This is a genomic window from Nocardioides ginsengisegetis, from assembly GCF_014138045.1.
GTDB classification, from domain to species: domain Bacteria; phylum Actinomycetota; class Actinomycetes; order Propionibacteriales; family Nocardioidaceae; genus Nocardioides; species Nocardioides ginsengisegetis.
Map to the genome: position 1 here is coordinate 723,211 of NZ_JACGXA010000001.1, position 23,779 is coordinate 746,989.

The following is a 23,779-nucleotide window of genomic DNA, read 5'->3' on the forward strand; positions in this document are numbered from 1 at the left end:
TCGGCTTTGGCAAGGTCGAGCGAGTGACTGATCAGATCCAGACTGTCGCGAACGACCGGGCCACCACCCCCGGCGACAGCACTTCAGACCACGGCTTCTTCGGCCAGCCCCGCGTCCTCGCCAACCTCTTCGGCGTCGAGATGTGGGAGCGCTTCAGCTTCTACGGCATGCAGGGCATCGTCCTGCTGTACCTCTACTACTCGGTCTCCCAGGGCGGACTGGGGATGGACGAGGGCACCGCCAGCGCGGTGATCGGGGCCTACGGCGGCCTCGTCTACCTCTCCACGATCCCCGGCGCCTGGCTCGCCGACCGGGTGCTCGGCTCGGAGCGCACGCTGTTCTACAGCGCCTGCCTGATCATGCTGGGCCACATCGCGCTGAGCGCCCTGCCCGGGTACGCCGGCGTGATCGCCGGCCTGCTGATGGTGGGCATCGGGTCCGGTGGCCTCAAGGCCAACGCGACCTCGCTGGTCGGCACCCTCTACGCCGAGGGCGACGAGCGCCGCGACGCCGGCTTCTCGCTGTTCTACCTCGGCATCAACCTGGGTGCGCTGTTCGGCCCGCTGCTGACCGGCCTGCTGCAGCAGGAGGTCGGCTTCCACGTCGGCTTCGCCGCCGCCGCGATCGGCATGTTCCTCGGCCTGGTGCAGTACACGATGGGCCGCACGAAGCTGCCCGCCAGCGCGCACGAGGTGAAGAACCCGCTCCCCGCCGGCCAGCTCCCCAAGGTGCTCGGCCTCGCGGTCCTCGTCGCCCTCGCGATCGTGGCCCTGGTCCTCACCGGCCTCGTCACCGCCGAGAACCTCGCGACCTGGGTCATCTGGGCCACCGTCGTCGGCGCCGTGGCGCTGTTCCTGACCATCGTCACCAGCAAGAAGGTCAACGCCGTCGAGCGTGGCCGGGTGTGGGCCTTCGTGCCGATGTTCGTGGCCTCGGTCGCGTTCTGGACGCTCTACCAGCAGCAGTTCACCGTCGTGACGATCTACTCCGACAGCCGCCTGGACCGCGACCTGTTCGGCTGGACGATGCCCGTCTCGTGGGTGCAGTCGGTCAACCCGGTCTTCATCATCCTGCTCGCCGGCGTCTTCGCGGCGATGTGGACCAAGCTCGGGCCCAGGCAGCCCTCGACGCCGCTGAAGTTCGCGGCCGGTACGGCGATCATGGGTGTGGCGTTCCTGCTGTTCATCCCGATGGCCGGCGGCGGTGCCCACAGCGCCCCGCTCCTCGGCCTGATCGGCATCCTGCTGGTCTTCACGATCGCCGAGCTGCTGCTCTCGCCGGTCGGGCTCTCGCTGGCCACGAAGCTGGCCCCCGAGGCGTTCCGGACCCAGATGGTGTCGCTGTTCTTCCTCTCGATCGCGCTCGGCTCGGTGCTCGCGGGCTACCTCGGCAAGTACTACTCCGCCGACCACGAGGTGTCGTACTTCGGCATCCTCGGGCTGATCTCGATCGGTGTGGGTGCGCTGCTCGCGGTGTTCACGAAGCCGATCCGACGTCTGATGGCCGGGGTGCACTGACCCCGGTCCCGACCGGAGCGAAGGCTCGGGCGAGCGGCACGATCCCCAGGATCAGCACCATGGGTACGGCGAAGCCGACCCGCAGCGAGCCCGAGCCGACCACCCCGGTCATGACGGAGCCCAGCAGGGCTCCGGCGTAGTTGAACTGGTTGAACCGCGCGATCACCGCGTCGACGCGCGCCTGGCGCGCGTCGGGATCGAGCACGGTGTCCTCGGGGCCGCCGCCCGCGATGCGGGCGGCGGCCGAGAAGCTCAGCGGGGCGATGACCGCCACGCCCGCGCCCAGCAGCGTGAAGCCGAGCACCGCGACCGGCCAGGTCGGGGCGAAGACGACCACCGCGAGGGCCGCCGAGCCGGCCACGGCACCGACCCGGAGGACCAGCACGGCGCCGTACCGCGCGACGAGTCCGTCGCCGGCGATCCGCAGGATCCCGCTGGCGACCAGGTAGGGCAGCGTCGCCAGCGCCACCAGGCCGGACGGGGTGTCGAAGGTGTCGTCGAGGAACAGCGGGCCCCAGGTCTGGGTGGCCGTGTCGACCATGTAGAAGAGCACCATCCCGAGCCCGACCAGCAGGATCGGGCGCCACGGCACCGCGGCGGCGGCCGCCGTGTCGGGCACTGCCTGCACGCGAGGCAGCAGCGGCGCGAAGACGACGGCGAGCGGGACGACCGCGACGGCCGCGACCACGCCGAGGGGGAGCGAGCCGGTCGCGAGGGACAGCCCGGCGCCGGCCACGCCGCCCAGCGTCCACGCGCCGTGGAAGGACGGGAGGATCGGGCGGCCGTAGCGGTGCTCGAGCGCAACCGCCTGCATGTTGGTGGTCGCGTCGACCACGCCGAGCCCGACGCCGTAGACGGCCATCGCCCCCACGAAGACGGCCCGGTCGGGGGCCAGCGCGATGACGGCCACGCCGGCCATCACGAGCAGCAGCCCCAGGCGCAGCATGCTGGCGCTGTCGCGGCGCTCGGCCACCTTCTCGGCCAGCACCGACCCGGCGCCGGCCAGCAGCACCATCATGAGCAGCAGCAGCGACAGCAGCAGCTCGCCGATGTCCCACTTCTCGGTGATGTCCGGCAGCCGGCTGGTCAGGCTGATGAAGACCAGTCCCTGGGCGAAGAAGCCGCTCGCCGCGGCGAGTCGGGCCCGGGCGAGGGTGCGGGGGACTGCCATGCCGGGATCGTGGCACAGAACCTGCTCGCGGGACCCTGCGTGTGTGGTCAAAAGGCGTGTCGGCGAGGGCCTCGTGCGCAACGATTCTCCTCGGACCGCTCGTGGTCCGTCACGTTCACAAGGAGGACGGATGGCGCGCACCGGCCAGCAGCTGCGACAGCGGACCACGAGGGCGATGGCGGAGGGTGGCACCACCTCCACGAAGCCGGCCGCGGCGAAGGCGGCTCCGGCCGAGCACCGCTTCGGGGACCGGGCCCGCTACTGGTTCGACAACTCGATGGCCAAGGGGACCCCCGCGCTCATCGCGTGGCTCTCGGTGATCACCCTGGTGCTGATCGTCGTGTTCACGGTCCTGACCACGATCTTCCGGCTCCGGTCGAACGACGTGACCGGCACTGGGTTCTTCCACGAGCTCTTCTACAGCCTGCTGCACGCGCTCGACCCCGGCTACATCGGGGGCGACGTCGGGTCCTGGCCGTTCCTGCTGATGATGCTGCTGCTCACCCTGGGCGGCCTGTTCATCGTCAGCGCGCTGATCGGTGTGATCGCCACCGGCATCGACGCCAAGCTCGCCGACCTGCGGCGCGGCCGCTCGATCGTCCTCGAGCAGGACCACACGGTCGTCCTCGGCTGGTCCGACTCGGTCTTCACGATCATCCGCGAGCTCACGCTGGCCAACGAGAGCCGCCGCAAGCCCGTGATCGTCGTCCTCGCCGACCGCGACAAGGTCGAGATGGAGGACGAGCTCGCCGCCAAGGTCCCCGACCTCCGCGGCACCCGGATCATCTGCCGGTCCGGGTCGCCGATGGACATCGACGACCTCGCCCTGAGCAGCCACACCACGGCCCGCTCGGTGATCCTGCTGGCGCCGGAGTCCGAGGACCCGGACGCCGAGGTCATCAAGACCCTGCTCGCGCTGACGCACGCGGGGCCCGAGGGGCCGCGGATCGTCGCCGAGATCCGCAATCCCCGCAACCTGGAGGCCGCCCGGCTCGTCGGCGCCGACCGCACGGTCCTGCTCGACATCCGGGAGACGGTCGCCAAGCTGGTCGTCCAGACGTCGCGGCAGTCGGGCGCGGCCGCGGTCTACGTGGAGCTGTTCGACTACGACGGGGACGAGATCTACTTCCTGGACGAGCACGACCTCGCGGGATCGACGTACGGCTCGGCGCAGCTGGCCTTCGAGAACGCCTCGATCATCGGCATGATCGACGGAGGCGTCGCCAAGCTGAACCCGCACCCCGACACCCTCATCGACCGCCAGACGCTGATCGTGGTGGCCGAGGACGACTCCGCGCTCGAGGGCCAGGCGTCCTCCCTCGCCCAGCCCGACCTGGCGCTGCTCGGCACCGAGGAGGGCCGCGACGAGCACCCGACCAGCGCGCTGCTGATCGGCTGGAACGAACGCGCCCCGATCGTGCTGCGCGAGCTCGACCACTACGCGCCCGCCGGGTCGACGCTCACCCTGCTGACGGCGCTGGGCAACCCCGAGATCCCCGAGCTGCGCAACCTCCACGTCCACGTGGTGCACGGCCACACCACCGACCGGGCGACGCTCGCCCAGCACGTGGTGGAGGGCCTCGACCAGGTCATCGTGCTCTGCTACTCCGACGACCTCGGGGTCCAGGCCGCCGACGCCCGCACCCTCGTGACGCTGCTGCACGTGCGCGACATCCTCGGAAAGTTCGACACGTTCACGCCGGTCGTCAGCGAGATGCTCGACGACCGCAACCGGGTGCTCGCCCAGGTCGCGCACGTCGACGACGTCGTCGTCAGCGGCGAGATCGTCAGCCTGCTGGTCACCCAGCTCTCCGAGGACCAGCGCCTGGAGTCGGTCTTCAGCGAGCTGCTCGGCAACGAGGGCAGCGAGATCTACCTGCGCCCCGCCGAGTGGTACGTCCAGCCCGGCCACGAGGTCACCTTCGCCACCATCGTCGCCGGCGCCGTACGCCGCAACGAGACCGCGATCGGCTACCGCTCGATGTCGCTCGCCTCCGACCCGGGCACCGACTTCGGGGTGAAGGTCAACCCCGCCAAGTCCGACGTGTTCCGTGTGCAGGCCGGTGACCGCGTGGTCGTGCTCGCCGACGACTAGGTCGAGTCGATGCTCCTATGACGCGTCAAGCCGCGATGTCGGGGGTGTTGAGGGCTCGTAGGTCTTGTCGCAGCAGGGTGAAGAGTTCGCGGGCGAGGTAGCGCTTGAGCTTGCGGCGCAGGTGGGGGTCCGACTTGGCATCGGTGGTGCGGGCGGCGATGTAGGCCCTGGTCGGTGGGTGGTGGCAGAGCCGGTTGAGGGTGGCCATGTGCAGGGCACTGTTGGCTTGTCGGTTCCCGCCGCGGTTGAGGCGGTGACGTTGGGTCTTCCCCGAGGAGGCCGGGATTGGACTGGTGCCGCAGAGGGCGGCGAAGCCGGCCTCGCTGTGGAACCGTTCGGGTTGCTCGCCGATGGCGATCAGCAGTTGTGCCACGGTCTGGGCCCCGACACCGGCCGCGGCACTGGTGGCCGGGGCGATGGCCCTGGTCAGGGCCGCGATGTCGGCGTCGAGTTCGGTGATCTCCGCGGTGAGCGCCAGGACTCGGCGGGCCAGTCCATGCAGGGCCTTCTTGGCGGCCTGGACGGGGTCGGTGAGTCTGTTGGTGTCGCGGGTGACGCGGAACCGCACGCAGTGGGTGGCCAGGGTGTGTTTGGTCAGGCCGGTCAGTTGTTCGCGGAGTTCTTGGGGCGCGGTGACCCTGAGCTGGTGCATCTGGTTGAGCGTGGCGGTGCGCTGCTTGACCGCGGAGTCGCGTTGCAGCTTCAGCATCCGCAGCGACTCCACGGCCCCGGTGTTGATCTTGGCGGCTCGGGCGTGACCGGCCAACGCGGTCCGGGCGGCTGCCTCGGCGTCGTAGGCGTCGGTCTTCCCGCGGCGTCGGCGGCTGGCCCGGTCGGGCCGGTTGATCTCGAGAACCTCGACATCGTGGCGGTGCAGGTGACGGGCCAGGCCGGCGCCGTAGGAGCCGGTTCCCTCGACCCCGACCTGGGCCAGTGGTCCCCAGGCGCGGAGCCAGGCCAGTAGTTCGGCATAGCCCTGGACCGTGGTCGCGAAGACCGCGGTGCCCAGCAGCGCGCCGAGTGCGTTGACCGCGGCCGCGACGTGGAAGTCCAGGTGGGTGTCCACGCCGCCGTAGATCCCGACCTGGGCGGACTCGATCTGTGTGTGGTTGTGAGTCATGCTGGTGCCGTCCTTTCAACAGGGACAGCGCGCCGAGCCGGGTCACGGACAAACCAGTGATGAGACCTCAGCCAGGCTCCTATCAAGTCACGAGCCCGGCCGGCGCGCCCTGAATGCGCATCGAGCTGGGTCGTGGAGAACGCGCGATCGAATCGACTCAAAGTCAGTCAGCGACGACAGGGCGCAACTCGGGTCAGCACGTCCTCCACGACACCGAGACAAGTCTCACTGGCGCAGCTGCCGGGGCTGACCGGCGCCCGCGCGTGGCCGGAGCGGTGAGCTGTGAACCCTTTCCCTGCCCGGTTCGGTTGATGCTTCACCGTCGGGTCGGGCGGGCGGTGGGTGGTGAACCGTTTCCAGATCGGGTTCGGTTGATGGCTCACCGCTGCGCACCCACCAGCCCGGCAGCACCCCTAGGCTCGCGGCATGGTCGACATCTTCGGCGACGACGCCGTCTGGCTGGTCCGGCACGGCGAGACCGAGTGGAGCCGCTCGGGGCGGCACACCTCGACGACGGACCTGCCCCTGCTGCCCGAGGGCGAGGAGGTCGCGCGGGGGCTGGCGGCGCGGCTGGCCGACGTACCGTTCGCGCTCACACTGACGAGTCCCCGTCAGCGGGCGCGGGTGACCGCGGAGCTCGCGGGGCACGGCGACGCCGAGGTCGACGAGGACCTGGTGGAGTGGGACTACGGCGACTACGAAGGCGTGACGACCGAGGAGATCCGCCGGACGGTGCCGGGCTGGACGATCTGGACCGGGACCTGCCCGGGCGGCGAGAGCGCGGAGCACGTCGCGGCGCGCCTCGACCGGGTCGTGGCGCGGGCCCGAGCGGCGACCGGGCCGGTGCTGCTGTTCGCCCACGGCCACGCGCTGCGGGCCCTGACGGCGCGCTGGCTGGGTCTGCCGGTGACCGACGGGCGCCTCTTCCGCCTCGACACGGCGACCGTGTCGGTGCTCGGCTTCGAGCGGGAGTCGCCGGTGGTGCTGCGCTGGAACTCTTGACGTTTCGTTGCAGCGCTTGGACCGTGGACGCATGGCGCTCGCGCCCGGCTGCCCGCGTTGCTCGACCCCCGTGGCCCACGGAGGGGAGGGCGTCGGCTGGTCCTGCCCGGACCACGGTCTGATCTCGCCGCTCTGGCGCCCCCCGGAAGCGTCGTACGACGCCTTCGCCGACCACCTCCGCGCCTCGCCGTCGTTCCCGACCTACCTGCCGTGGCCGATGAGCCCGGGCTGGACGGTCAGCGACTTCGCGGTCGTGGGCGACGGGCCGGACCGGACGGCGGCGACGCTCACGGTCACCTGCGGCACGAGCGAGCTCGACGGTCCGGTCGAGATGATCGTGGTGGCCGAGGAGGCCGGGACCGGCCTGGGCTCCCGCGCCGCGGGGACGGTGCACGACGACCCGGGGGCCGACATCGCCGAGGGGCCGCCGTCGGTCAAGGTGCGCATCGACAACCAGGTGGTGCCGTTGTGGCCGGTCTCGATCAGCGCGACAGGCGGCGAGTTCGACCGGTCGGTCGTCGCCGGCGAGGCCGCCGGCCGGTGGCTCTGGATCGTGCTGCGGCCCGCCTCGGCGGTGCTGCTGCTGCAGGACGACTGGATCCTGCGGGACGTGTCGGGGCTGGGGCCGCCCCTGCTGGAGATGCCGTTCGGGGGCCCGGCGCCCCTGTGGTGACGCGGATCAGTCCCCGCTGTCCCCGTGGTCGAGGAAGCGGGTGAGCACCCGCAACCACGGCTCCACGGCCTCGAGGTGCACGTCGTGCCCGGCGCCGGCGATCACGGCCACCTCGGTCTCGGGACGCAGCGCGCACATGCTCTCGACCTGCCGGTCCGGCAGCGAGCCGTGCTCGCCCCGCACCAGCAGTGTCGGGGCGTGCACCTGCGACCACTCCTCGAGGTGCTCCCGCTCGTGCACGTGGGTCAGCGCGCGGGTCAGGGTCACCGGGTCCCACTGGGGCCACAAGCCGTCCGCCCGCTCGTCGAGCCCGTCCGCCCAGACCTCGGCGACCATCCGGGTGGTCTTGAAGAACGCCAGGAACTCGTCGCGGTCGGCGAACGGCGCCGGCCAGGACGCCAGCCAGTCGCCCACCGACGAGGTGGCGGCGGGGGAGTCGCCCCCGAGACCGCCCTCGACCATGACCAGCCGGTCCACCCGCTCGGGGTGCGCGGCCGCGAGCAGCATGGCCGTGTGGGCACCCATCGACTGCCCGACCACCGGCACGGTGTCGACGTCGAGGTGGTCCAGGACCGCGACCACGTCCTCGACGTACGCCGCTCGGCTGACGTCGTCGGGACGGCGGGTGCTGCTGCCGTGGCCGCGCTGCTCGACCGACACGACGCACCACTCGTCGCGGAGTGCCTCGATGGTGGCGCCCCACTCGCGCGCGTAGCCCGCCAGTCCGTGCAGCAGCACGATGATCGGCTTGTCCTCGGCCGTGTCGTAGTACCAGATCTCCGCGTCGGGCCGTTCGACCCGACCCCATCCGGCGCTCATGCACGGAGTCTGGCAGTCCTCGCGGAATCGGGGGCAGAACCTCTCCGGATCTAGAGTTCTCGGGTGCGCATCGACCTCCACACCCACTCGCGGGCCAGCGACGGCACGCAGTCGCCGGAGGAGCTCGTGCACGCGGCGGTGGCGGCCGGCATCGACGTGCTCGGCATCACCGACCACGACAGCGCCGAGGGCTGGGCCGCCGCGTCCGCCGCGGCCGAGCGGACCGGCCTCCAGCTGGTGCGCGGCATGGAGATCAGCACCCGCCACGACGGCCACGGGGTCCACCTGCTCGCCTACCTGCCCGACCCGACGCACCCCGAGCTCGTCAGCGAGCTCGACCAGGTTCTCGAGGGCCGCACCTCCCGCGTGCCGGCCATGGTCGCCCGGCTGCGGTCGCTGGGCATCGACATCACCGAGGACGACGTACGTCGTGCCTCGGGCCACTCCGCCGCGGCCGGCCGCCCCCACGTCGCCGACGCCCTGGTCACCCTGGGCGTGGTCGCCGACCGCAACGAGGCCTTCGCCCGCTTCCTGGACCGCGGCCGCCCCGCCCACGCCAACCGCTACGCCGCGCCGCTGCGCACGATGATCCGCGTGGTCGCCGAGGCCGGGGGCGTCACCGTCATCGCCCACCCGTGGGGCCGGCACGGCCAGGAGCGTCCCGACGAGGCGGCCCTCGAGGAGCTCGCCGCGCTGGGCCTCGCCGGCATCGAGGTCGACCACCAGGACCACGGGCCGCGCAGCCGCGACAAGCTGCGCGCGATCGCGCGCAACCTCGGCCTGGTCGCGACCGGGTCCAGCGACCACCACGGCGCCGGCAAGGTCGACCACGAGCTCGGCTGCAACACCACCGACCCCGAGCAGTACGCCGACCTCCTCGCGCGCATCGACGCGGCCGCGGCCGCCTCGTCCCGCACCGCCCCCCTCGTGATCAACCGGGAGAACAATCTGTGAACGGCATCGTCGACGGCGTCCTGCTCACCGAGGTCTTCGTGACGCTGTTCGTCATCATGGACCCGGTCGGCACCGTGCCGATCTTCCTGTCGCTGACCGCCGGGCGCTCGACGTCGGTCTCGCGCCGCGCGGCCTGGCAGGCCGTGGCCGTGTCCTTCTTCGTGATCGCGGTCTTCGCGTTCTTCGGCCAGCAGATCCTGGAGTACCTCGGCATCTCGCTGCCCGCGCTGCAGTGCGCCGGCGGCCTGCTGCTGCTCCTGGTCGCGCTCGAGCTGCTGACCGGCAACGAGCAGGAGCCCACGGCCGCGGTCGGCACCAACGTCGCCCTCGTCCCGCTCGGCACGCCGCTGCTGGCCGGACCCGGCGCGATCGTGGCCACGATGGTCTTCTCCCGCGAGGTCCACTCGTTCCCCGACTTCGCCGCCGTCGCCCTCGGTGTCGTGCTCGTGCACGTCTGCCTGTGGGCGGCGATGCGCTACTCGCTGCCGATCCTGCGGCTGATCCGGGAGAGCGGCGTCCTGCTGGTGACCCGGATCGCGGGTCTGCTGCTGTCCGCGATCGCGGTCCAGCTCGTGGCCGACGCGGTCCGCGCGTTCATCGCCGGCCAGGGTTGAGATCGCGAGAGGGCTGTTGGGGGCACTCTCAGGGGCGTGACCGGGCGCTCGCGCTGCACGGATCGCCCGCTCGGGCTACCGAGAGTGCCTGCAAGTGCCCGCTCACGCGACCGAGAGTGCCTGCAAGTGCCCACTCACCTTGCGACGGATCCGCTGGAGCGCGTTGTCGACGGTCTTGGCGCCGCGGTCGAGCCGGCCCGCGATGTCGCGGTAGCCGACGCCGTCGAGCTGGAGGCGCAGCACCTCGACCTCGAGGTCGGAGAGCAGGCCGCGCACCTGCCGGCGCAGGTCGTGCAGGCCCTCGGTCGCGACGACGTGCTCGGCCGGGTCGGCCAGCGCCGGGGCCGGCAGCGTCTCCCCGATCGTGCGGTCGTCGTCGCCCGTGGGGGCGTGCAGGGGGACGTAGGCGTTGAGTGCCGCGTGCTTGTGCCGGGTCGCGGCGCGGACGGCGCTGACGACCTGGCGCGCCACGCAGACCTCCGCGAAGGACCGGAAGGACGCACCCGCCTCCGGGTCGAAGTCGCGGACGGCCTGGAAGAGCCCGATCATCGCCTCCTGCACGAGGTCGTCGTGGTCGGCCCCGATGAGGAAGTAGGCGCGGGCCCGGCGCCGGGCCAGCGTCTCGTGGCGCCGCAGCAGGGCGTCGAGCGCCGGCTCGTCACCGGCCTGGGCGCGGTGGACGAGCTCCTCGTCGGTCTCGGGGCGCGGCACACCGGCCCAACGAGGCCGTCGGGAAAAGGTGACGCGGTGTCAGGTTTGGTCAGGGCGTGTCGCGGACGGCGACCAGCCCGCCCAGCACCCCGACGTACGCCGTCCCGTCGGGGCCGAGCGTGATCGGCGCGTAGTTGTTGTTGTAGCCCAGGCCCACGCCGGTGAAGCGCGACCAGACGCGTCTACCGGTGCGCAGGTCCAGGGCGGTGAGGTACCACGGGTCCTCCGGGCCGGCCGCGGGCTCGCCGTCGACGTACTGCACCTCGCCGGCCGCCGGGTGCTCGTAGACGTAGACCAGCCCGGTCGCCGCCGACGCCTTGCTGACGCTGGAGGGCACCCGGACCTCGTCGTTGGTCCAGCGCTTGCGGCAGGTGCCGTGCGCGTAGTCGACGTCGATCCGCGCCAGGCCGGGCACGGTGGTGGGGGTGTTGCGGGCCGGGTCGCCGGACGGCGGGTTCTGCTCCGGGCCGGTGTAGCCGTAGTTGTTCTCGACCACGATGGCGCCGCCGATCGCGATGAGGGAGTTGTCGGTGTCGCCCCGGTGCCGCGGGAAGACGGGGACCGAGCAGACCGGCTGGGTGCCTGTGTCGCGCGGCCCGGCGCGGAAGACCAGCACGTGCATCCGCGGATCGGCGTTGTCGGTGATGGCGACGAAGCGGTGCCCGTCACGCCGCACCAGCGTCGGCGTGGTGCCCGACCCCACTTGGCTCTGCCCGGGCTTCTGGCGGTGGCCGGCGTCGTACGGCTTGCGCCAGGTGACGTACGGCGTGGGCCGCGTGCTGCCGTCGCGCGCCTCGAAGCGGTAGAGCGCCTTGTCCGACACGACGAACACGCCGCCGGTCTCGTCGACGGCGATCGAGTTGCCGATCGTCTCGCCGGGCAGCTTCCGGGCCCGGGTCGCGCCGGAGTCGGGGTCGACGACGCCGACGACGCCGGAGCCGGTGACGTACCAGATCCGGCCCGCCCAGTCGGGCAGGGCGGAGAGGATGAGGGAGTCGCCGACCTGCGCGGACACGTCGTACTGCTTCGCCAGCGCGAGCGTGGGGGAGTCGGGGTCGCCGGTCTCCTCGATCACGTCGATGGTGCCGTCCGAGGTCGGCACGACGACCCGGTCCCGGTCGTCGAGGTAGAAGTAGCCGCCCCCGCCGAAGGCCGTGAACGGGTGCTCGGCCGACGAGGCCGGCCGCGGGGGAAGCGGGTAGTCCGCGATCACGTCGAGCGTGTCGGGGTCCAGGAGCCGCAGGTCGACGGTGGCGAGCCCGACGCAGACGGTCAGCAGCCGGCCGCGCGCGTCGAAGGTCACCGACGCGCACTCCTGGGTGAACAGCGTCGAGGTGACGCTCGGGTCGTGGCCGAGCGGGCCGGGCGTCCAGCCGGCGTCGGACTGGTAGGCGTCGTCGTGCAGGTTGCTGCGGTCGTTGCGCGCCATGTGGGGGTGGCGGGGCGCGAAGCGGGCGCCGGCGACCGGGTGCGCGGGCTGGGGCGACCCGAGGAACGGCACCACGCTGGAGGCGCCGGGGTCCTGCGGGATCGGCACGGCCGGGACCGTCGGCGCGGACGCGGCGGGGGAGGCGACCGCCAGTGCGGCGACGGCGACGGTGGCGAGGATGCGGCGCATGGGGACTCCTTCGCCGGCCGCCGCGGATTTCCTCCCGGCCGGTGGAAGGAAATGCCTCGCAGGCGGCGAAGAACTCCGCATGCGCCGGTCCCTCGTCGTCCTCAGCTCCCTGCTCAGCGCGGCCACGGCCGCCTGCCTGATCGGCGCGCCCACCTCGGCGTCCACCGTCGGCGAGCCCGCCTCCCGACGTGCCCCGGCGCCCGACTACGGCACCGTCCTCAACATCCTGCCGCCCGGCGCCGACGGCAACGTGGACGCCCAGACCCTGGCCTCGCTCGGCCCGGGGCAGGCCGGCGGCGACCCGACCTCGCTGCTGTCCGGGCTGGCCAACCCGCAGGCGTTCTTCACGACCGCGACGCCGACCAACCCGCCACACTTCGCCGACCAGCTCGAGCAGTACGACGCCCTCAACGCCACCGACCCGGCGAGCCTGACCGACGCGAAGCTGCCGCTCTACTTCAAGGACGCCCGGCTCGGGGTCGACCCCGACGACGTGGTCCGCACCGAGACCCCGCGGCCCGGCGTCACCATCCGCTGGGACAAGGACGGCGTCCCGCACATCACCGGGAAGACCGACGCCGACCTCGCCTACGGCGCGGGCGTGGCCAACATCGAGACCCGGATGTTCCTCACCGACGTGCTGCGCCACACCGGCGCGGCCACCATGGCGCAGTTCGTCGGCCCCACCGACGCCGACATCGCCCAGGACGCGGCCCAGCTCGCGGTGGCGCCGTACCGGCCCGCGCAGCTGGAGCGCCAGATCTCCAACCTCGTCAAGCGCTCGCCCGAGGCTGCCCGGCTGGTGCACGCCCTCGACGCCTACATCGAGGGCATGAACGCCGAGCAGGACACGCTCTGCCCCGCCAGCACCGCCAGCGTGCCGCTGCCGGGCGCCCTCGGCATGGGCTACGGCGAGCACTGCCCGGTGGAGTACGCCGCGCTGCAGCGCCCGCCGGCGCCGTACACGCGCGCCGACATCGTCTCGATCGCCTCCCTCGTCGGCGGCATCTTCGGCACCGGTGGCGGCGGGCAGTACACCAACGCGATCTGGCTCCAGCAGCTCCAGGAGAAGTACGGCGACGCCGCCGGCCGCCGGATGTACGACGACTTCCGCGAGAAGAACGACCCGGAGGCGCCGGTGACCTCGCCGGTGCGGGCGCCGTACGGCGGGAGCGGCGGCGTGAAGCCCGGGCTGCCCGGCGTGGCGCTTCCCGACCTGCACCCGAAGGCCCAGCAGCTCGGCACCGGCGCGATCGTCAACCCCGACGGGTCGCTGTCCGAGCCGCCGCCCGGCGCGGCCGGCAACCAGGGCAACGCCAGCACCACCGACCCGAAGCCGACCCCGGCCCACCAGCAGATGATGGAGACCTACGGCGTCGACCCGGCCGCCGAGGCCCACCAGATCCACGGCAGCCTCGAGCGGGCGATGGAGGGCGAGCTGGTCGGGATGAGCAACGCGCTCATCGTCGACGCGGCGCACTCGGCCGGCCACCACCCGACGGCGGTCTTCGGCCCGCAGACCGGCTACTACGCCCCGCAGCTGCTGATGGAGGAGGAGCTGCACGGCCCGCACACCCGGGCGCGCGGGGTCGCCTTCGCGGGCACCAACTTCGTGGTCGAGATCGGCCGCGGCGTCGACTACGCCTGGTCGGCCACCTCGCCCTACACCGACATCACCGACACCGTGGTCCAGCGGCTGTGCAACGTCGACGGCAGCCGGCCGACCGTCGACTCGACGGGCTACGTCGCGCGCGGGAAGTGCCGCCCGATGGTCAACTACGAGCACACCGAGACCGGGCTGCCCTCGCTGGCCGCGCAGGGCTCGCCGCAGCAGATCTCTTTCTTGGTGCTGCGCACCGACCACGGCATCGTCCGGCTCCGCACGACCCTGGACGGCAAGCCGGTGGCGATCGTGCGACAGCGGTCGACGTACATGCACGAGGCCGACTCCGTGCTCGGGTTCATCCACCTCGACGACCCCTCGCGGGTGCGCGATGCGCAGAGCTTCATGAAGGCCGCCTCGGGGATCCAGTACACCTTCAACTGGTTCTACGTCGACGACCGCGACATCGCCTACTACTCCTCGGCACGGCTCCCGAAGCGGGCGCCGGGCACCGACCTCGACCTGCCGCGCTGGGGCTCGCCGCGCTACGACTGGCAGGGCTACGAGCCGTTCGCTGCCCACCCGCACGTGGTCAACCCGGCGCAGGGCTACCTCGCCAACTGGAACAACAAGCTGGCGCCCGGCTTCTCCTCGTCCTCCCAGATCTGGGGCGACGGTCCGGTCTACCGCGCCCTGACGCTCATCGACCGGGTCAAGGCGCTGCTCAAGGCCGGCAAGCCCGTACGCCGCAGCGACCTGGTCGGCGTGATGATCGACTCCGCGACCGTGGACCTGCGTGGCGCCTACGTGCTGCCCTACGCGCTCAGGGTGCTCGGCACCCCCGACGACCCGCAGGACGCCGCGGCCGTGCGGGCGATGCGGGCCTGGGTCGCCGGGGGAGCGCACCGGGTCGACCGCGACCGGGCCGGCGGCTACGACCACCAGGCCGCGATCGACGTCTTCGACACCTGGTGGGACCCCGACGACATCGGGGCCTCCTGCTCGCCCGACTGCGACTTCGCGCTGCCGAAGGACGCGCTGCGCCACGGTCTCGGTGCCTACGTCGACGCCCTCCCCGAGCCGCTCGACGACCACCCGCGCGAGCACATCGGGTCGGCCTTCAACGGGATCAGCTGGTACGGCTACCTCAACAAGGACCTGCGCGCCACGCTCGGCCTGCCCGTCCGGGGCGACTACTCACGCAGCTACTGCGGCACCCTCGCGCAGTGCCGGACGGCCCTGCGCGCCTCCCTGCACCGGGCCGTGCAGGCCGCGCTGGAGACCCAAGGCGTCTCGTCCGTCGCCGACCTGACCTACGACAAGTCGCTCGACGACATCGTGTCGGTGTCCGGTGGCGTCGTCGGCGTACGCCGGATCGACTGGCAGAACCGCCCGACGTTCCAGCAGGTGGTGCAGTTCACGGGTCATCGGTGACCGGCGGTCGGGATCACCGGTGGGCCGGTGATCCCGGACGTTCTGGAGGGTTGCAACCCTCCAGAACGTCCGGCAGTGCCCGGTCGGTGTGACGGCTGAGGCGGGTGGGGTTCCCGCCTACTTGCGGCCGAGCGTCTGGAACCGCTGCAGCAGCCGGTTGGGCACCAGCCGGGCGGCGGTCGCGATGACCTTGTACTGCGCGCTGGGGATCGAGTAGGCGCGTCCCTTGGCGTGGTCGTCGAGCGCCGCCTCGACCAGCTCGTCGGCGTCGAGCCACATGAAGTCGGGGGCCGAGCCGCGCGAGACGTCCATCCGCTGGTGGAACTCCGTCTTGGTGAAGCCCGGGCAGAGCGCGGTGACTGTGATGCCCTCGTCGCGGTACTCGTTGTGGGCCCACTCGCTGAAGGAGTTCACCCACGCCTTGGCCGCGCTGTAGCTGCCGCGCGGCAGGAAGGCCGCCACGCTCGAGACGTTGATGATGCCGCCGCGCCGGCGCTCGGACATCGCGCCGAGGGCCGCGTGGCTCAGCCGCAGCACGGCCGTGACCAGCACGTCGAGCATCGCGTTCTCCTCCTCGACGGTGTTGTCGCGGAAGCGCTTCTTCAGGCCGAAGCCGGCGTTGTTGACGAGCACGTCCACCGGTCGGTCCCGGTCGGCGAGCCTGGCCTCGACCGTGGCGAGCTCGGCCCGGTCGACCAGGTCGGCGGGCAGCACCTCCACCGCGACGCCGTACGTCGACCGCAGCTCGCCGGCCACGGCCTCCAGGCGGGCCTTGTCGCGGGCGACCAGGACCAGGTCGTGGCCGCGGCGGGCCAGCTGGACGGCGAAGGAGTGGCCGATCCCGGCCGTCGCGCCGGTGATCAGGGCGGTCCCGGGGGAGGAGGCGTTCGAAGACATGCGTGTCAGCAAACAGGTGTCGTCGCGTTCTCGGCAACCCGGTCCGGCATGATATGCACCAATGACCACGACACTCGCGATCGCCAACCAGAAGGGCGGCGTCGCCAAGACCACCACGGTTGCCTCCCTGGGGGCTGCCCTGGCCGAGATGGGCCACAAGGTCCTCCTGGTCGACCTCGACCCCCAGGCCTGCCTGACCTTCAGCCTCGGCATCGACCCCGAGGACCTCGAGCTGTCGGTGCACCACGTGCTGACCAAGGGCATGGACCCGCTCGAGGTGATCATCGAGACCGACGACGGCGTCGACCTCCTGCCGGCGACGATCGAGCTCGCCCGCGCGGAGGCCGACCTGCTCACCCGCACCGGGCGCGAGCACGTCATCAAGTCGGCCCTCGAGTCCCTCGAGGAGGAGCTGGCCGAGGACGGCAACGCCTACGACTGGGTGCTGCTGGACTGCCCGCCCTCGCTCGGCGTGCTGACGGTCGCAGCGCTCACCGCCGCCCAGGGCGTGCTGGTGCCGCTGCAGTGCGAGACGCTCTCGCACCGCGGCGTCGGCCAGCTGCTCGACACCGTCCACGACGTACGCCGGTTCACCAACCGCAAGCTCGAGGTCTGGGGCGTGCTGCCGACGCTCTACGACGGCCGCACCAACCACGCTCGCACCGTCCTGGAGACGATCAGCGACACCTACGACCTCGAGGTCATCGAGCCGCCGATCCCCAAGACGATCAAGTTCGCCGAGGCACCTGCGGCCGGCCGCTCGATCCTCGCGACCAGCCGCAGCAACAAGGGTGCCGTCGCCTACCGGGAGGTGGCCGCCAACCTCGTGACCCGCTCCCAGCGGCCGCGCAAGAAGGCCGCGCCGAAGAAGAAGGCCAAGGCCTGAGCCGATGAGCCGACACCAGCACCAGGTCCGGCCGCGCTACGGGCGGATCGCGGTGCTGTGCTCGTCGGTCTCGGTCACCTTCGTGGCGGCCCTCGGCGGGGTCGGCGTGCTGCCGTCCGCCGCCGGGGCCCCGCAGGCCTCCGGCGCGATCCTCGAGGTCGCCCACCAGGCCGCTCGGGCCGCGCAGGTCACCCAGCCGGACCCCGGCGTGACCTCGACCGGCAAGCCGGCGCCCGACGAGACCGCACGGCACGCGCGGCAGCTGCGCGACACCGCGCTGCCGCAGGGCTCGGGGGCCGGCAAGCGCGTGGTCTTCAGCGAGAGCCGCCAGCGGGTGTGGCTGGTCGACGGCGGCGACGACGTCGTCCGCACCTACCTCGTCTCCGGCAGCCTCACCGACAACCTCGACCCGGGCACCTACGAGGTCTTCTCGCGCTCGGAGCAGGCGTGGGGCATCGACGACTCCGGGACGATGAAGTACTTCGTCCGGTTCGCCCACGGCGACAACGCGTCGATCGGCTTCCACGACATCCCGATCGACGACGGCAAGCTCGTGCAGACGCCCGCCCAGCTCGGCACCCCCCAGTCGCACGGCTGCGTGCGCCAGCTCCGGTCCGACGCGATCGCGCTGTGGAAGTTCGCGCCTCTCGGCACCACCGTCGTCGTCACCCCCTGACCCCCGGACCCAGCCCGGACACAGCACGACCCCGCCCCGGACGAGTCCGGGACGGGGTCGCATGCGGAACGGTCAGGCGTTGTCCGCGGCGGGAGCGCCCGAACCGCCGATGCCGCCGGAGGAGCGACGACGACGACGGTTGCGGCTGGCGCCGGTGCGCTCGCCACCCTCGGTCTTGGCCTCGGTCTTGGGCTCGGGGGCCGCGCCGGCCTCGCCGACGACCTCACCGGACCGCGAGCGGGTCCGGCTGCGGTTGCGGTTGCGCGCGGGGCGGTCGCCTGAGGAGCGCTCCGGGCGGTCGCCACGGTCCTCGCGGGGCTTGCGCTCCACCGGGGCGGCGTCGACGATGCGGCCCTTGGTGCCCGGCGGGATGCCCTGGTCGTGGAAGAGGTGCTCGGAGGTCGAGTAGGTCTCCTGCGGCTCGTCGAACGGCAGGTCGAGCGTCTTGTTGATCATCTTCCAGCGGTGCAGGTCCGCCCAGTCGACGAAGGTGATCGCGGTGCCCGTCGCGCCGGCGCGGCCGGTGCGGCCGATCCGGTGGACGTAGGTCTTGTCGTCCTCGGGGCAGGTGTAGTTGATGACGTGCGAGACGCCGGCGACGTCGATGCCGCGGGCGGCGACGTCGGTGGCGACCAGGACGCGGATCTTGTCCTCGCGGAACTTCGCGAGGGCCTTCTCGCGGGCGACCTGGGCCATGTCCCCGTGCAGCGGGCTGGCGAGGAAGCCGCGCTCGGACAGGTCGTCGGCGACCCGCTGCGACTGGCGCTTGGTGCGGGTGAAGACGATGACCTTGCCGGCGTCCTCGGCCTGCAGGACGCGGCCGATGATCTCGGGCTTGTCGAGGTCGTGGGCCTGGTAGATGAACTGCGCGGTCGCCGGCACCATCGTGGTGTCGTACGACGACTCGGCGCGGATGTTCATCGGGTGCCGCATGTGGGTGCGGGCCAGCGTGACGATCGCGGAGGGCATCGTGGCCGAGAACAGCATCGTCTGCCGGGTCTCGGGGGTCATCGACAGCAGCTTCTGGACGTCGGGCAGGAAGCCGAGGTCCAGCATCTCGTCGGCCTCGTCGAGGACCAGCGCGTGCACGTGGGAGAGGTCCAGCGCGCGACGGTTGGCCAGGTCGATCAGGCGGCCGGGCGTGCCGACGACGATGTCGACGCCGTCCTTGAGCGTGTCGAGCTGGGTGTCGTAGCCGACGCCGCCGTAGACGGTGAGGACGCGCAGGCCCATGTCCTTGCTGGCGAGGTGGAGGTCGTTGGAGACCTGGAGCGCGAGCTCGCGGGTCGGGGCCACGATCAGCGCCTGCGGCTTGCCCTGCGGCATGTCGGCGTACGCCGGGTCGTGCGGCGCGATGCTGCGCTGCAGGACGGGGATGCCGAAGGCCAGGGTCTTGCCGGTGCCGGTGCGGGCCTGGCCGATCAGGTCGGTGCCCAGCAGGGCGACGGAGAGGGTCATCTCCTGGATGGCGAAGGGGGTGGTGATGCCGGCGCGCTCGAGCGCGTCGCAAATCTCGGGGAGCACCCCGAGCTCTCGGAACGTGGTCAGTGTCTTGGTCGCTTTCGTGAGTTCAGCCGGGTTCAGCCGAGGAAGATTCGGATGCGGCGGACTCGAAGGCAACGATCACTCGGGATCACGGAGTATCTCAGCGGGTCTGCCGCGCACATACAGGTCGAGATGACCGCACTCGGTCGGACTGCTTCTGAGCGCGGGCGCGGCACTCGATCACGGCGAGTCTATCGGTAGGGTCGGTGCATGACTGAATCGACTGGCGGCACCGTCGACCCCGACGGCCCGCTGGCCTTCGAGGACCCCGAGTACCGCGAGGCCGTCGTCGACCTGCTCGGCGCGATCGCCTACGGCGAGATCTCGGCCTTCGAGCGCCTCGCCGAGGACGCCCGGCTCGCCCCGACGCTCGAGGACAAGGTCGCGATCGTGACCATGGCGACCGCGGAGTTCGCCCACGTCGCCCCGCTGCGGGAGCGGCTCGAGTCCCTCGGCGCGGACCCCTTCGCCGCGATGGCGCCGTTCCGCAGCGCGATCGACCTCTTCCACGCGCACACGGCCCCCTCCGACTGGTTCGAGGGCCTGATCAAGGCGTACGTCGGCGACGGCATGGCCAACGACTTCTACCGCGAGATCGCGGCCTACCTCGACGCCGAGACGCGCGACCTCGTGGTCGCCACGCTCGAGGACGGCGGGCACTCCCGCTTCGTCGTCGACCGGGTCCGGGCCGCCATCGTCGCGGACCACCGGCTCGGTGGCCGGCTCGCCCTGTGGGGCCGCCGGCTGATGGGGGAGGCCCTCACCCAGGCCCAGCGGGTCGCCGCCGAGCGCGACGCGCTGTCCGCGCTGCTGGCCGGCGGCGTGGACCGGCCCGGGCTCGACCTGGCCGCGATCGGGCGGATGTTCGCCCGGATCACCGAGCGGCACGCCGAGCGGATGGCCGAGCTCGGGCTGGACTCCTAGGAGCGGAAGCCGACCTGGCCCGCGACGCCGCCACCGATCTCGACGTAGGCGATCTTCGAGGCGGAGACCATCACCTTGCGGTGCTTGCTGTCGGTGATGGCGAGGACGCCGCCGGAGGCCACGGCCTCGGTGACGAGCTTCTCGACGTTCTCGGCCGTCTCGTCGGTCTCGAAGACGAGCTCGCGGGGGGCGTGCTGGACGCCGATCTTGACCTCCATGGGGGGCCTCCTCAGTCAGGGGTTCAGTCAGGGGTGCGTGCAGGGACGGTGCAGGTGGCGGGAGCGGTCGCGCTCAGTGATCGAGCGGGTAGCCCCGGATGCCGCGCCAGGCGAGGCCGGCGACCAGGGCCGCCGCGTCGGACTTGCCGATGCCGCCCGCGTCGGTCAGCCAGAACCGCGCGCTGACCTGGGCCATTCCCACCAGCGACACGGCCAGCAGGCGGGACGCCTCGTCGGGCAGCCCGGTGTCGTCGTGGATGACGTGGGCGATCATCGCCGCGCACTCGGTGGTGACCCGCTCGACCTGCTCGCGCACGGCCGGCTCGTTGGTCAGGTCGGACTCGAAGACCAGGCGGAACGCGCCGGTGTCGCCGGCGACGTACTCGAAGAACGCCTCCATGGTCGCCGCGACGCGCAGCTTGTTGTCGTGGGTGGACTCCAGGGCCGCGCGGCAGTTGTCGATGATCGTGTCGCACGAGGCGTCGAGCAGCGCGAGGTAGAGGTCGAGCTTGCCCGGGAAGTGCTGGTAGAGCACGGGCTTCGAGACGCCGGCGCGCTCGGCGATGTCGTCCATGGCGGCGGCGTGGAAGCCCTGCGCGACGAACACCTCGAGGGCGGACTCGAGCAGCTGCACCCGGCGCTCGCGGCGGGGCATCCGGCCGCCCCGGGGCCGGGCCTCGGTGGCGTCGTGCTGGCCTGCGCTCAACTCATGCTCCTCGACCACGGCTGGTGACTCGATGTGATGACCCGGATGCCGGTAGCACCCGCGAACAGGCAGCCTACCCGCCAGTTGGGTCCGTCCGGATGACGGGACGTGGACGTGGCGGGACGGCACGGCCGGGGAACATGGAGGGGACCGGTGACGTTGTGCGAGGGCAACCTGCGCACGACCCGATTCCCCACCAGTCACCCTTGCAACCAACGAGGAGCCTGCAGTGTCTTTCCCCGCTCTCGTGGAGCCGGCCGACGAGCTGACCATCGACGAGGTACGCCGCTACAGCCGCCACCTGATCATCCCCGACGTGGGCATGACCGGGCAGAAGCGCCTGAAGAACGCGAAGGTCCTCGTGATCGGCGCCGGCGGTCTCGGCAGCCCGGCCCTGCTCTACCTCGCGGCCGCCGGTGTCGGCACGATCGGCATCGCGGAGTTCGACGAGGTCGACGAGTCCAACCTGCAGCGACAGATCATCCACGGCCAGTCCGACATCGGCCGCCCCAAGGCGGAGTCGGCGCGCGACTCGATCCGTGAGGCCAACCCCTACGTCAACGTCGTGGTGCACAACGAGCGCCTCGACAACGACAACGTGCTGCAGGTCTTCGAGGGCTACGACCTCATCGTCGACGGCACCGACAACTTCGCCACGCGCTACATGGTCAACGACGCGGCGTACTTCCTGAAGATCCCCTACGTCTGGGGCTCGATCTACCGCTTCGACGGCCAGGCGTCGGTCTTCTGGCCGCACGCCGAGGACGAGAACGGCCAGTCGGTCGACGCGCCCTGCTACCGCTGCCTCTACCCCGAGCCCCCGCCGCCGGGCATGGTCCCGAGCTGCGCCGAGGGCGGCGTGCTCGGTGTCCTGTGCGCGAGCATCGGCTCGATCCAGGTCAACGAGGCGATCAAGGTCATCACCGGCATCGGCGACCCGATCGTCGGCAAGCTGATGATCTACGACGCCCTCGAGATGGAGTACCGCAAGCTCAAGGTCCGCAAGGACCCCAACTGCGCGCTCTGCGGCGACAACCCGACCGTCACCGGGCTCATCGACTACGAGACCTTCTGCGGCGCGATCTCCGACGACGCCGCCGAGGCGGCCGCCGGGTCGACGATCTCGGTCGTCCAGCTCGAGCACATGCTCAAGGAGCGCTCCGAGGGCACCCGTGACTTCGTGCTCGTCGACGTGCGCGAGCCCAATGAGTACGAGATCAACCAGATCCCCGGCTCGGTGCTGATCCCCAAGGGCGACTTCCTCAACGGCTCCGCCCTGGAGAAGCTGCCCAGCGACAAGCAGATCGTCATGCACTGCAAGACGGGCGTGCGCTCGGCCGAGACGCTCGCGATCGTCAAGGGCGCCGGCTACACCGACGCCGTGCACGTCGGCGGCGGCGTCGTGGCCTGGGTCAACCAGATCGACCCCAGCCAGCCGTCGTACTGACCTCGGTGCGCTCCCTGAGCGCTGCTGGACCCCAGCGCGGGCGTAGTCAGAATTGACTACGCCCGCGTAACCCGGTCGGGTGGTGTGTCGTTGTGCTTCACGACACTCGCCGTCGGCGACCCCTGGTGCCGACGCCTATCGGGAGGGAACCACCCCATGACCGTTGGATCGAAGTCCCGCCGCCTCGGCGGCGCGCTGGCCGTGCTCGGCTCGGCCGTCCTGTCCGCCGCCCTCGTCGCCGCCCCGCCGGCCGAGGCCAAGGTGCGCCACGCGAGCGCGACCACCGCGTGGGCGCCCGCGGCCACCGCCCTGATCCACCCCGGCACGATGATGTACACCGACGGCGCCCAGTGCACCGCCAACTTCGTCTACACCGACGGCGCCGCCAACGTCTACGTCGGCTACGCCGCCCACTGCGCGGGCCTCGGCTCGGCCACCGACACCAACGGCTGCCTCAACGACTCGGTCCCGCTCGGCACCAAGGTCGACTTCTCCAACGACGGCTCGCTCGTCGACGAGGGCACCATCGTCGGCCACGGCACGCTCGTCTACTCCTCGTGGATCACCGAGCACCAGATCGGCACCACCGACGCCAACACCTGCGCCTACAACGACCTCGCCCTGGTCAAGGTCGACGCGGCCGACGTCGCCAAGGTCAACCCCTCGGTCCCGTTCTGGGGCGGCCCGACGGGCATCGACACCGACGGCACCGCCGCCGGCGACGACCTGTGGACCTACGGCAACTCCAGCCTCCGTGCCGGCCTCTCGCCGCTGTCGCCGCACCGCGGCGTGAGCCTCGGCGACGACCCGGCCGACGGCGGCTGGTCGCACCCGCTCTACTCCGTGACGCCGGGCATCCCCGGTGACTCGGGCTCGGGCTTCCTGTCCGAGGGCGGCAAGGCCGTCGGCACCCTCTCCACGATCGGCCTGGCCCCGCTGCCGGCGTCGAACAACATCGGTGACCTGGCCAAGGAGCTGGCGTTCGCCCAGGCGAACTCCGGCATCTCCGGCCTCACCCTCGTGAACGGCACCGAGCCGTTCGCACCCGTTCTCTGATCCAGGGAAGCCTCTGATCCAGGGGGAGCAGAACCCCGGCCGACCTCGGCCGGTCTCACAGAAATGACGGTCCCGTCCGGCGTAGCCGGACGG

21 protein-coding genes are annotated in these 23,779 nt (G+C 71.6%); 12 read left to right on the forward strand and 9 right to left on the reverse strand.

The annotated features are described in order from the left end of the window. Positions 1–23 precede the first annotated feature (23 nt). Positions 24–1,517 carry a peptide MFS transporter gene (locus tag FB382_RS03415; RefSeq protein ID WP_343055470.1) on the forward strand — a complete coding sequence of 498 codons (1,494 nt, stop codon included), beginning with the start codon at positions 24–26 and terminating at the stop codon, positions 1,515–1,517. Here FB382_RS03415 and FB382_RS03420 read toward each other — a convergent pair. Further along, the gene (locus FB382_RS03420; RefSeq protein WP_343055471.1) at positions 1,477–2,889 is read right to left on the reverse strand and encodes an MFS transporter; all 1,413 of its coding nucleotides are present in this window, start codon (positions 2,887–2,889) and stop codon (positions 1,477–1,479) included. The two genes, FB382_RS03415 and FB382_RS03420, sit on opposite strands and share 41 nt — an antisense overlap. Here FB382_RS03420 and FB382_RS03425 point away from each other — a divergent pair. After that, positions 2,819–4,783 (forward strand): CASTOR/POLLUX-related putative ion channel, encoded by a 1,965-nt coding sequence (locus FB382_RS03425; RefSeq protein WP_182536819.1) that lies wholly within the window; start codon positions 2,819–2,821, stop codon positions 4,781–4,783. The genes FB382_RS03420 and FB382_RS03425 overlap by 71 nt on opposite strands. A gap of 25 nt (positions 4,784–4,808) precedes the next feature. Here FB382_RS03425 and FB382_RS03430 read toward each other — a convergent pair whose 3' ends face one another. Continuing rightward, a complete protein-coding gene (locus tag FB382_RS03430; protein WP_182536692.1) occupies positions 4,809–5,903 on the reverse strand; it encodes an IS110 family RNA-guided transposase in 1,095 nt (364 codons plus the stop codon). 426 nt (positions 5,904–6,329) lie between these two features. Between FB382_RS03430 and FB382_RS03435 the strand changes: the two genes are divergently transcribed. Beyond that, on the forward strand, positions 6,330–6,905 hold the full coding sequence (locus tag FB382_RS03435; protein ID WP_182536821.1) for a histidine phosphatase family protein: 576 nt from the start codon (positions 6,330–6,332) through the stop codon (positions 6,903–6,905). A 31-nt stretch (positions 6,906–6,936) separates the two neighbouring features. Beyond that, entirely contained in the window at positions 6,937–7,578 is a 642-nt protein-coding gene (locus FB382_RS03440; protein ID WP_182536823.1) for a DUF6758 family protein, read from the forward strand. Between the two features lie 6 nt (positions 7,579–7,584). Here the strand turns inward: FB382_RS03440 and FB382_RS03445 are convergent, their stop codons facing one another. After that, positions 7,585–8,397 (reverse strand): alpha/beta fold hydrolase, encoded by an 813-nt coding sequence (locus tag FB382_RS03445; RefSeq protein ID WP_182536825.1) that lies wholly within the window; start codon positions 8,395–8,397, stop codon positions 7,585–7,587. Positions 8,398–8,460: 63 nt separating this feature from the next. Here FB382_RS03445 and FB382_RS03450 point away from each other — a divergent pair, with 63 nt between their 5' ends. Both FB382_RS03450 and FB382_RS03455 read left to right on the forward strand, forming a co-directional pair. Continuing rightward, positions 8,461–9,351: a PHP domain-containing protein gene (locus tag FB382_RS03450; RefSeq protein ID WP_182536827.1), complete on the forward strand. Its 891-nt coding sequence runs from the start codon at positions 8,461–8,463 to the stop codon at positions 9,349–9,351. Next, positions 9,348–9,965, forward strand: coding sequence for a MarC family protein (locus FB382_RS03455; protein ID WP_182536829.1), 618 nt, complete (start codon positions 9,348–9,350; stop codon positions 9,963–9,965). Before FB382_RS03450 ends, FB382_RS03455 begins: the two co-directional genes overlap by 4 nt. Before the next feature lie 102 nt (positions 9,966–10,067). Here FB382_RS03455 and sigH read toward each other — a convergent pair whose 3' ends face one another. Together sigH and FB382_RS03465 are read right to left on the reverse strand one after the other, a co-directional pair. Continuing rightward, a complete protein-coding gene (sigH, locus tag FB382_RS03460) occupies positions 10,068–10,676 on the reverse strand; it encodes an RNA polymerase sporulation sigma factor SigH (protein ID WP_182536831.1) in 609 nt (202 codons plus the stop codon). 49 nt (positions 10,677–10,725) lie between these two features. After that, positions 10,726–12,294, reverse strand: coding sequence for a hypothetical protein (locus tag FB382_RS03465; RefSeq protein ID WP_182536833.1), 1,569 nt, complete (start codon positions 12,292–12,294; stop codon positions 10,726–10,728). A gap of 79 nt (positions 12,295–12,373) precedes the next feature. On the opposite strand from FB382_RS03465, the gene FB382_RS03470 reads away from it, so the two are divergent. Then, positions 12,374–15,331 (forward strand): penicillin acylase family protein, encoded by a 2,958-nt coding sequence (locus FB382_RS03470; RefSeq protein WP_182536835.1) that lies wholly within the window; start codon positions 12,374–12,376, stop codon positions 15,329–15,331. Positions 15,332–15,448: 117 nt separating this feature from the next. On the opposite strand, the gene FB382_RS03475 is transcribed toward FB382_RS03470, so the two are convergent. Beyond that, a complete protein-coding gene (locus FB382_RS03475) occupies positions 15,449–16,228 on the reverse strand; it encodes an SDR family NAD(P)-dependent oxidoreductase (protein WP_182536837.1) in 780 nt (259 codons plus the stop codon). A 61-nt stretch (positions 16,229–16,289) separates the two neighbouring features. On the opposite strand from FB382_RS03475, the gene FB382_RS03480 reads away from it, so the two are divergent. Next, positions 16,290–17,114, forward strand: coding sequence for a ParA family protein (locus tag FB382_RS03480; RefSeq protein WP_182536839.1), 825 nt, complete (start codon positions 16,290–16,292; stop codon positions 17,112–17,114). 4 nt (positions 17,115–17,118) lie between these two features. Beyond that, the gene (locus tag FB382_RS03485) at positions 17,119–17,790 is read left to right on the forward strand and encodes a L,D-transpeptidase (RefSeq protein ID WP_182536841.1); all 672 of its coding nucleotides are present in this window, start codon (positions 17,119–17,121) and stop codon (positions 17,788–17,790) included. 72 nt (positions 17,791–17,862) lie between these two features. Here FB382_RS03485 and FB382_RS03490 read toward each other — a convergent pair whose 3' ends face one another. Beyond that, positions 17,863–19,314, reverse strand: a complete 1,452-nt coding sequence (locus tag FB382_RS03490; RefSeq protein ID WP_182536843.1) for a DEAD/DEAH box helicase — start codon at positions 19,312–19,314, stop codon at positions 17,863–17,865. 231 nt (positions 19,315–19,545) lie between these two features. Here FB382_RS03490 and FB382_RS03495 point away from each other — a divergent pair, with 231 nt between their 5' ends. Continuing rightward, positions 19,546–20,259, forward strand: coding sequence for a ferritin-like fold-containing protein (locus FB382_RS03495; protein WP_182536845.1), 714 nt, complete (start codon positions 19,546–19,548; stop codon positions 20,257–20,259). Here the strand turns inward: FB382_RS03495 and FB382_RS03500 are convergent. Both FB382_RS03500 and FB382_RS03505 read right to left on the reverse strand, forming a co-directional pair. After that, complete coding sequence (locus FB382_RS03500; protein ID WP_125038530.1) at positions 20,256–20,477, reverse strand: DUF3107 domain-containing protein; 222 nt, start codon at positions 20,475–20,477, stop codon at positions 20,256–20,258. The two genes, FB382_RS03495 and FB382_RS03500, sit on opposite strands and share 4 nt — an antisense overlap. A gap of 73 nt (positions 20,478–20,550) precedes the next feature. Next, positions 20,551–21,183: a TetR/AcrR family transcriptional regulator gene (locus FB382_RS03505; RefSeq protein ID WP_373994733.1), complete on the reverse strand. Its 633-nt coding sequence runs from the start codon at positions 21,181–21,183 to the stop codon at positions 20,551–20,553. 229 nt (positions 21,184–21,412) lie between these two features. Here FB382_RS03505 and moeZ point away from each other — a divergent pair, with 229 nt between their 5' ends. Both moeZ and FB382_RS03515 read left to right on the forward strand, forming a co-directional pair. Beyond that, complete coding sequence (gene moeZ / locus FB382_RS03510; protein WP_182536847.1) at positions 21,413–22,630, forward strand: adenylyltransferase/sulfurtransferase MoeZ; 1,218 nt, start codon at positions 21,413–21,415, stop codon at positions 22,628–22,630. A gap of 156 nt (positions 22,631–22,786) precedes the next feature. Next, the gene (locus FB382_RS03515; protein WP_182536849.1) at positions 22,787–23,686 is read left to right on the forward strand and encodes a hypothetical protein; all 900 of its coding nucleotides are present in this window, start codon (positions 22,787–22,789) and stop codon (positions 23,684–23,686) included. Positions 23,687–23,779: the final 93 nt, after the last annotated feature.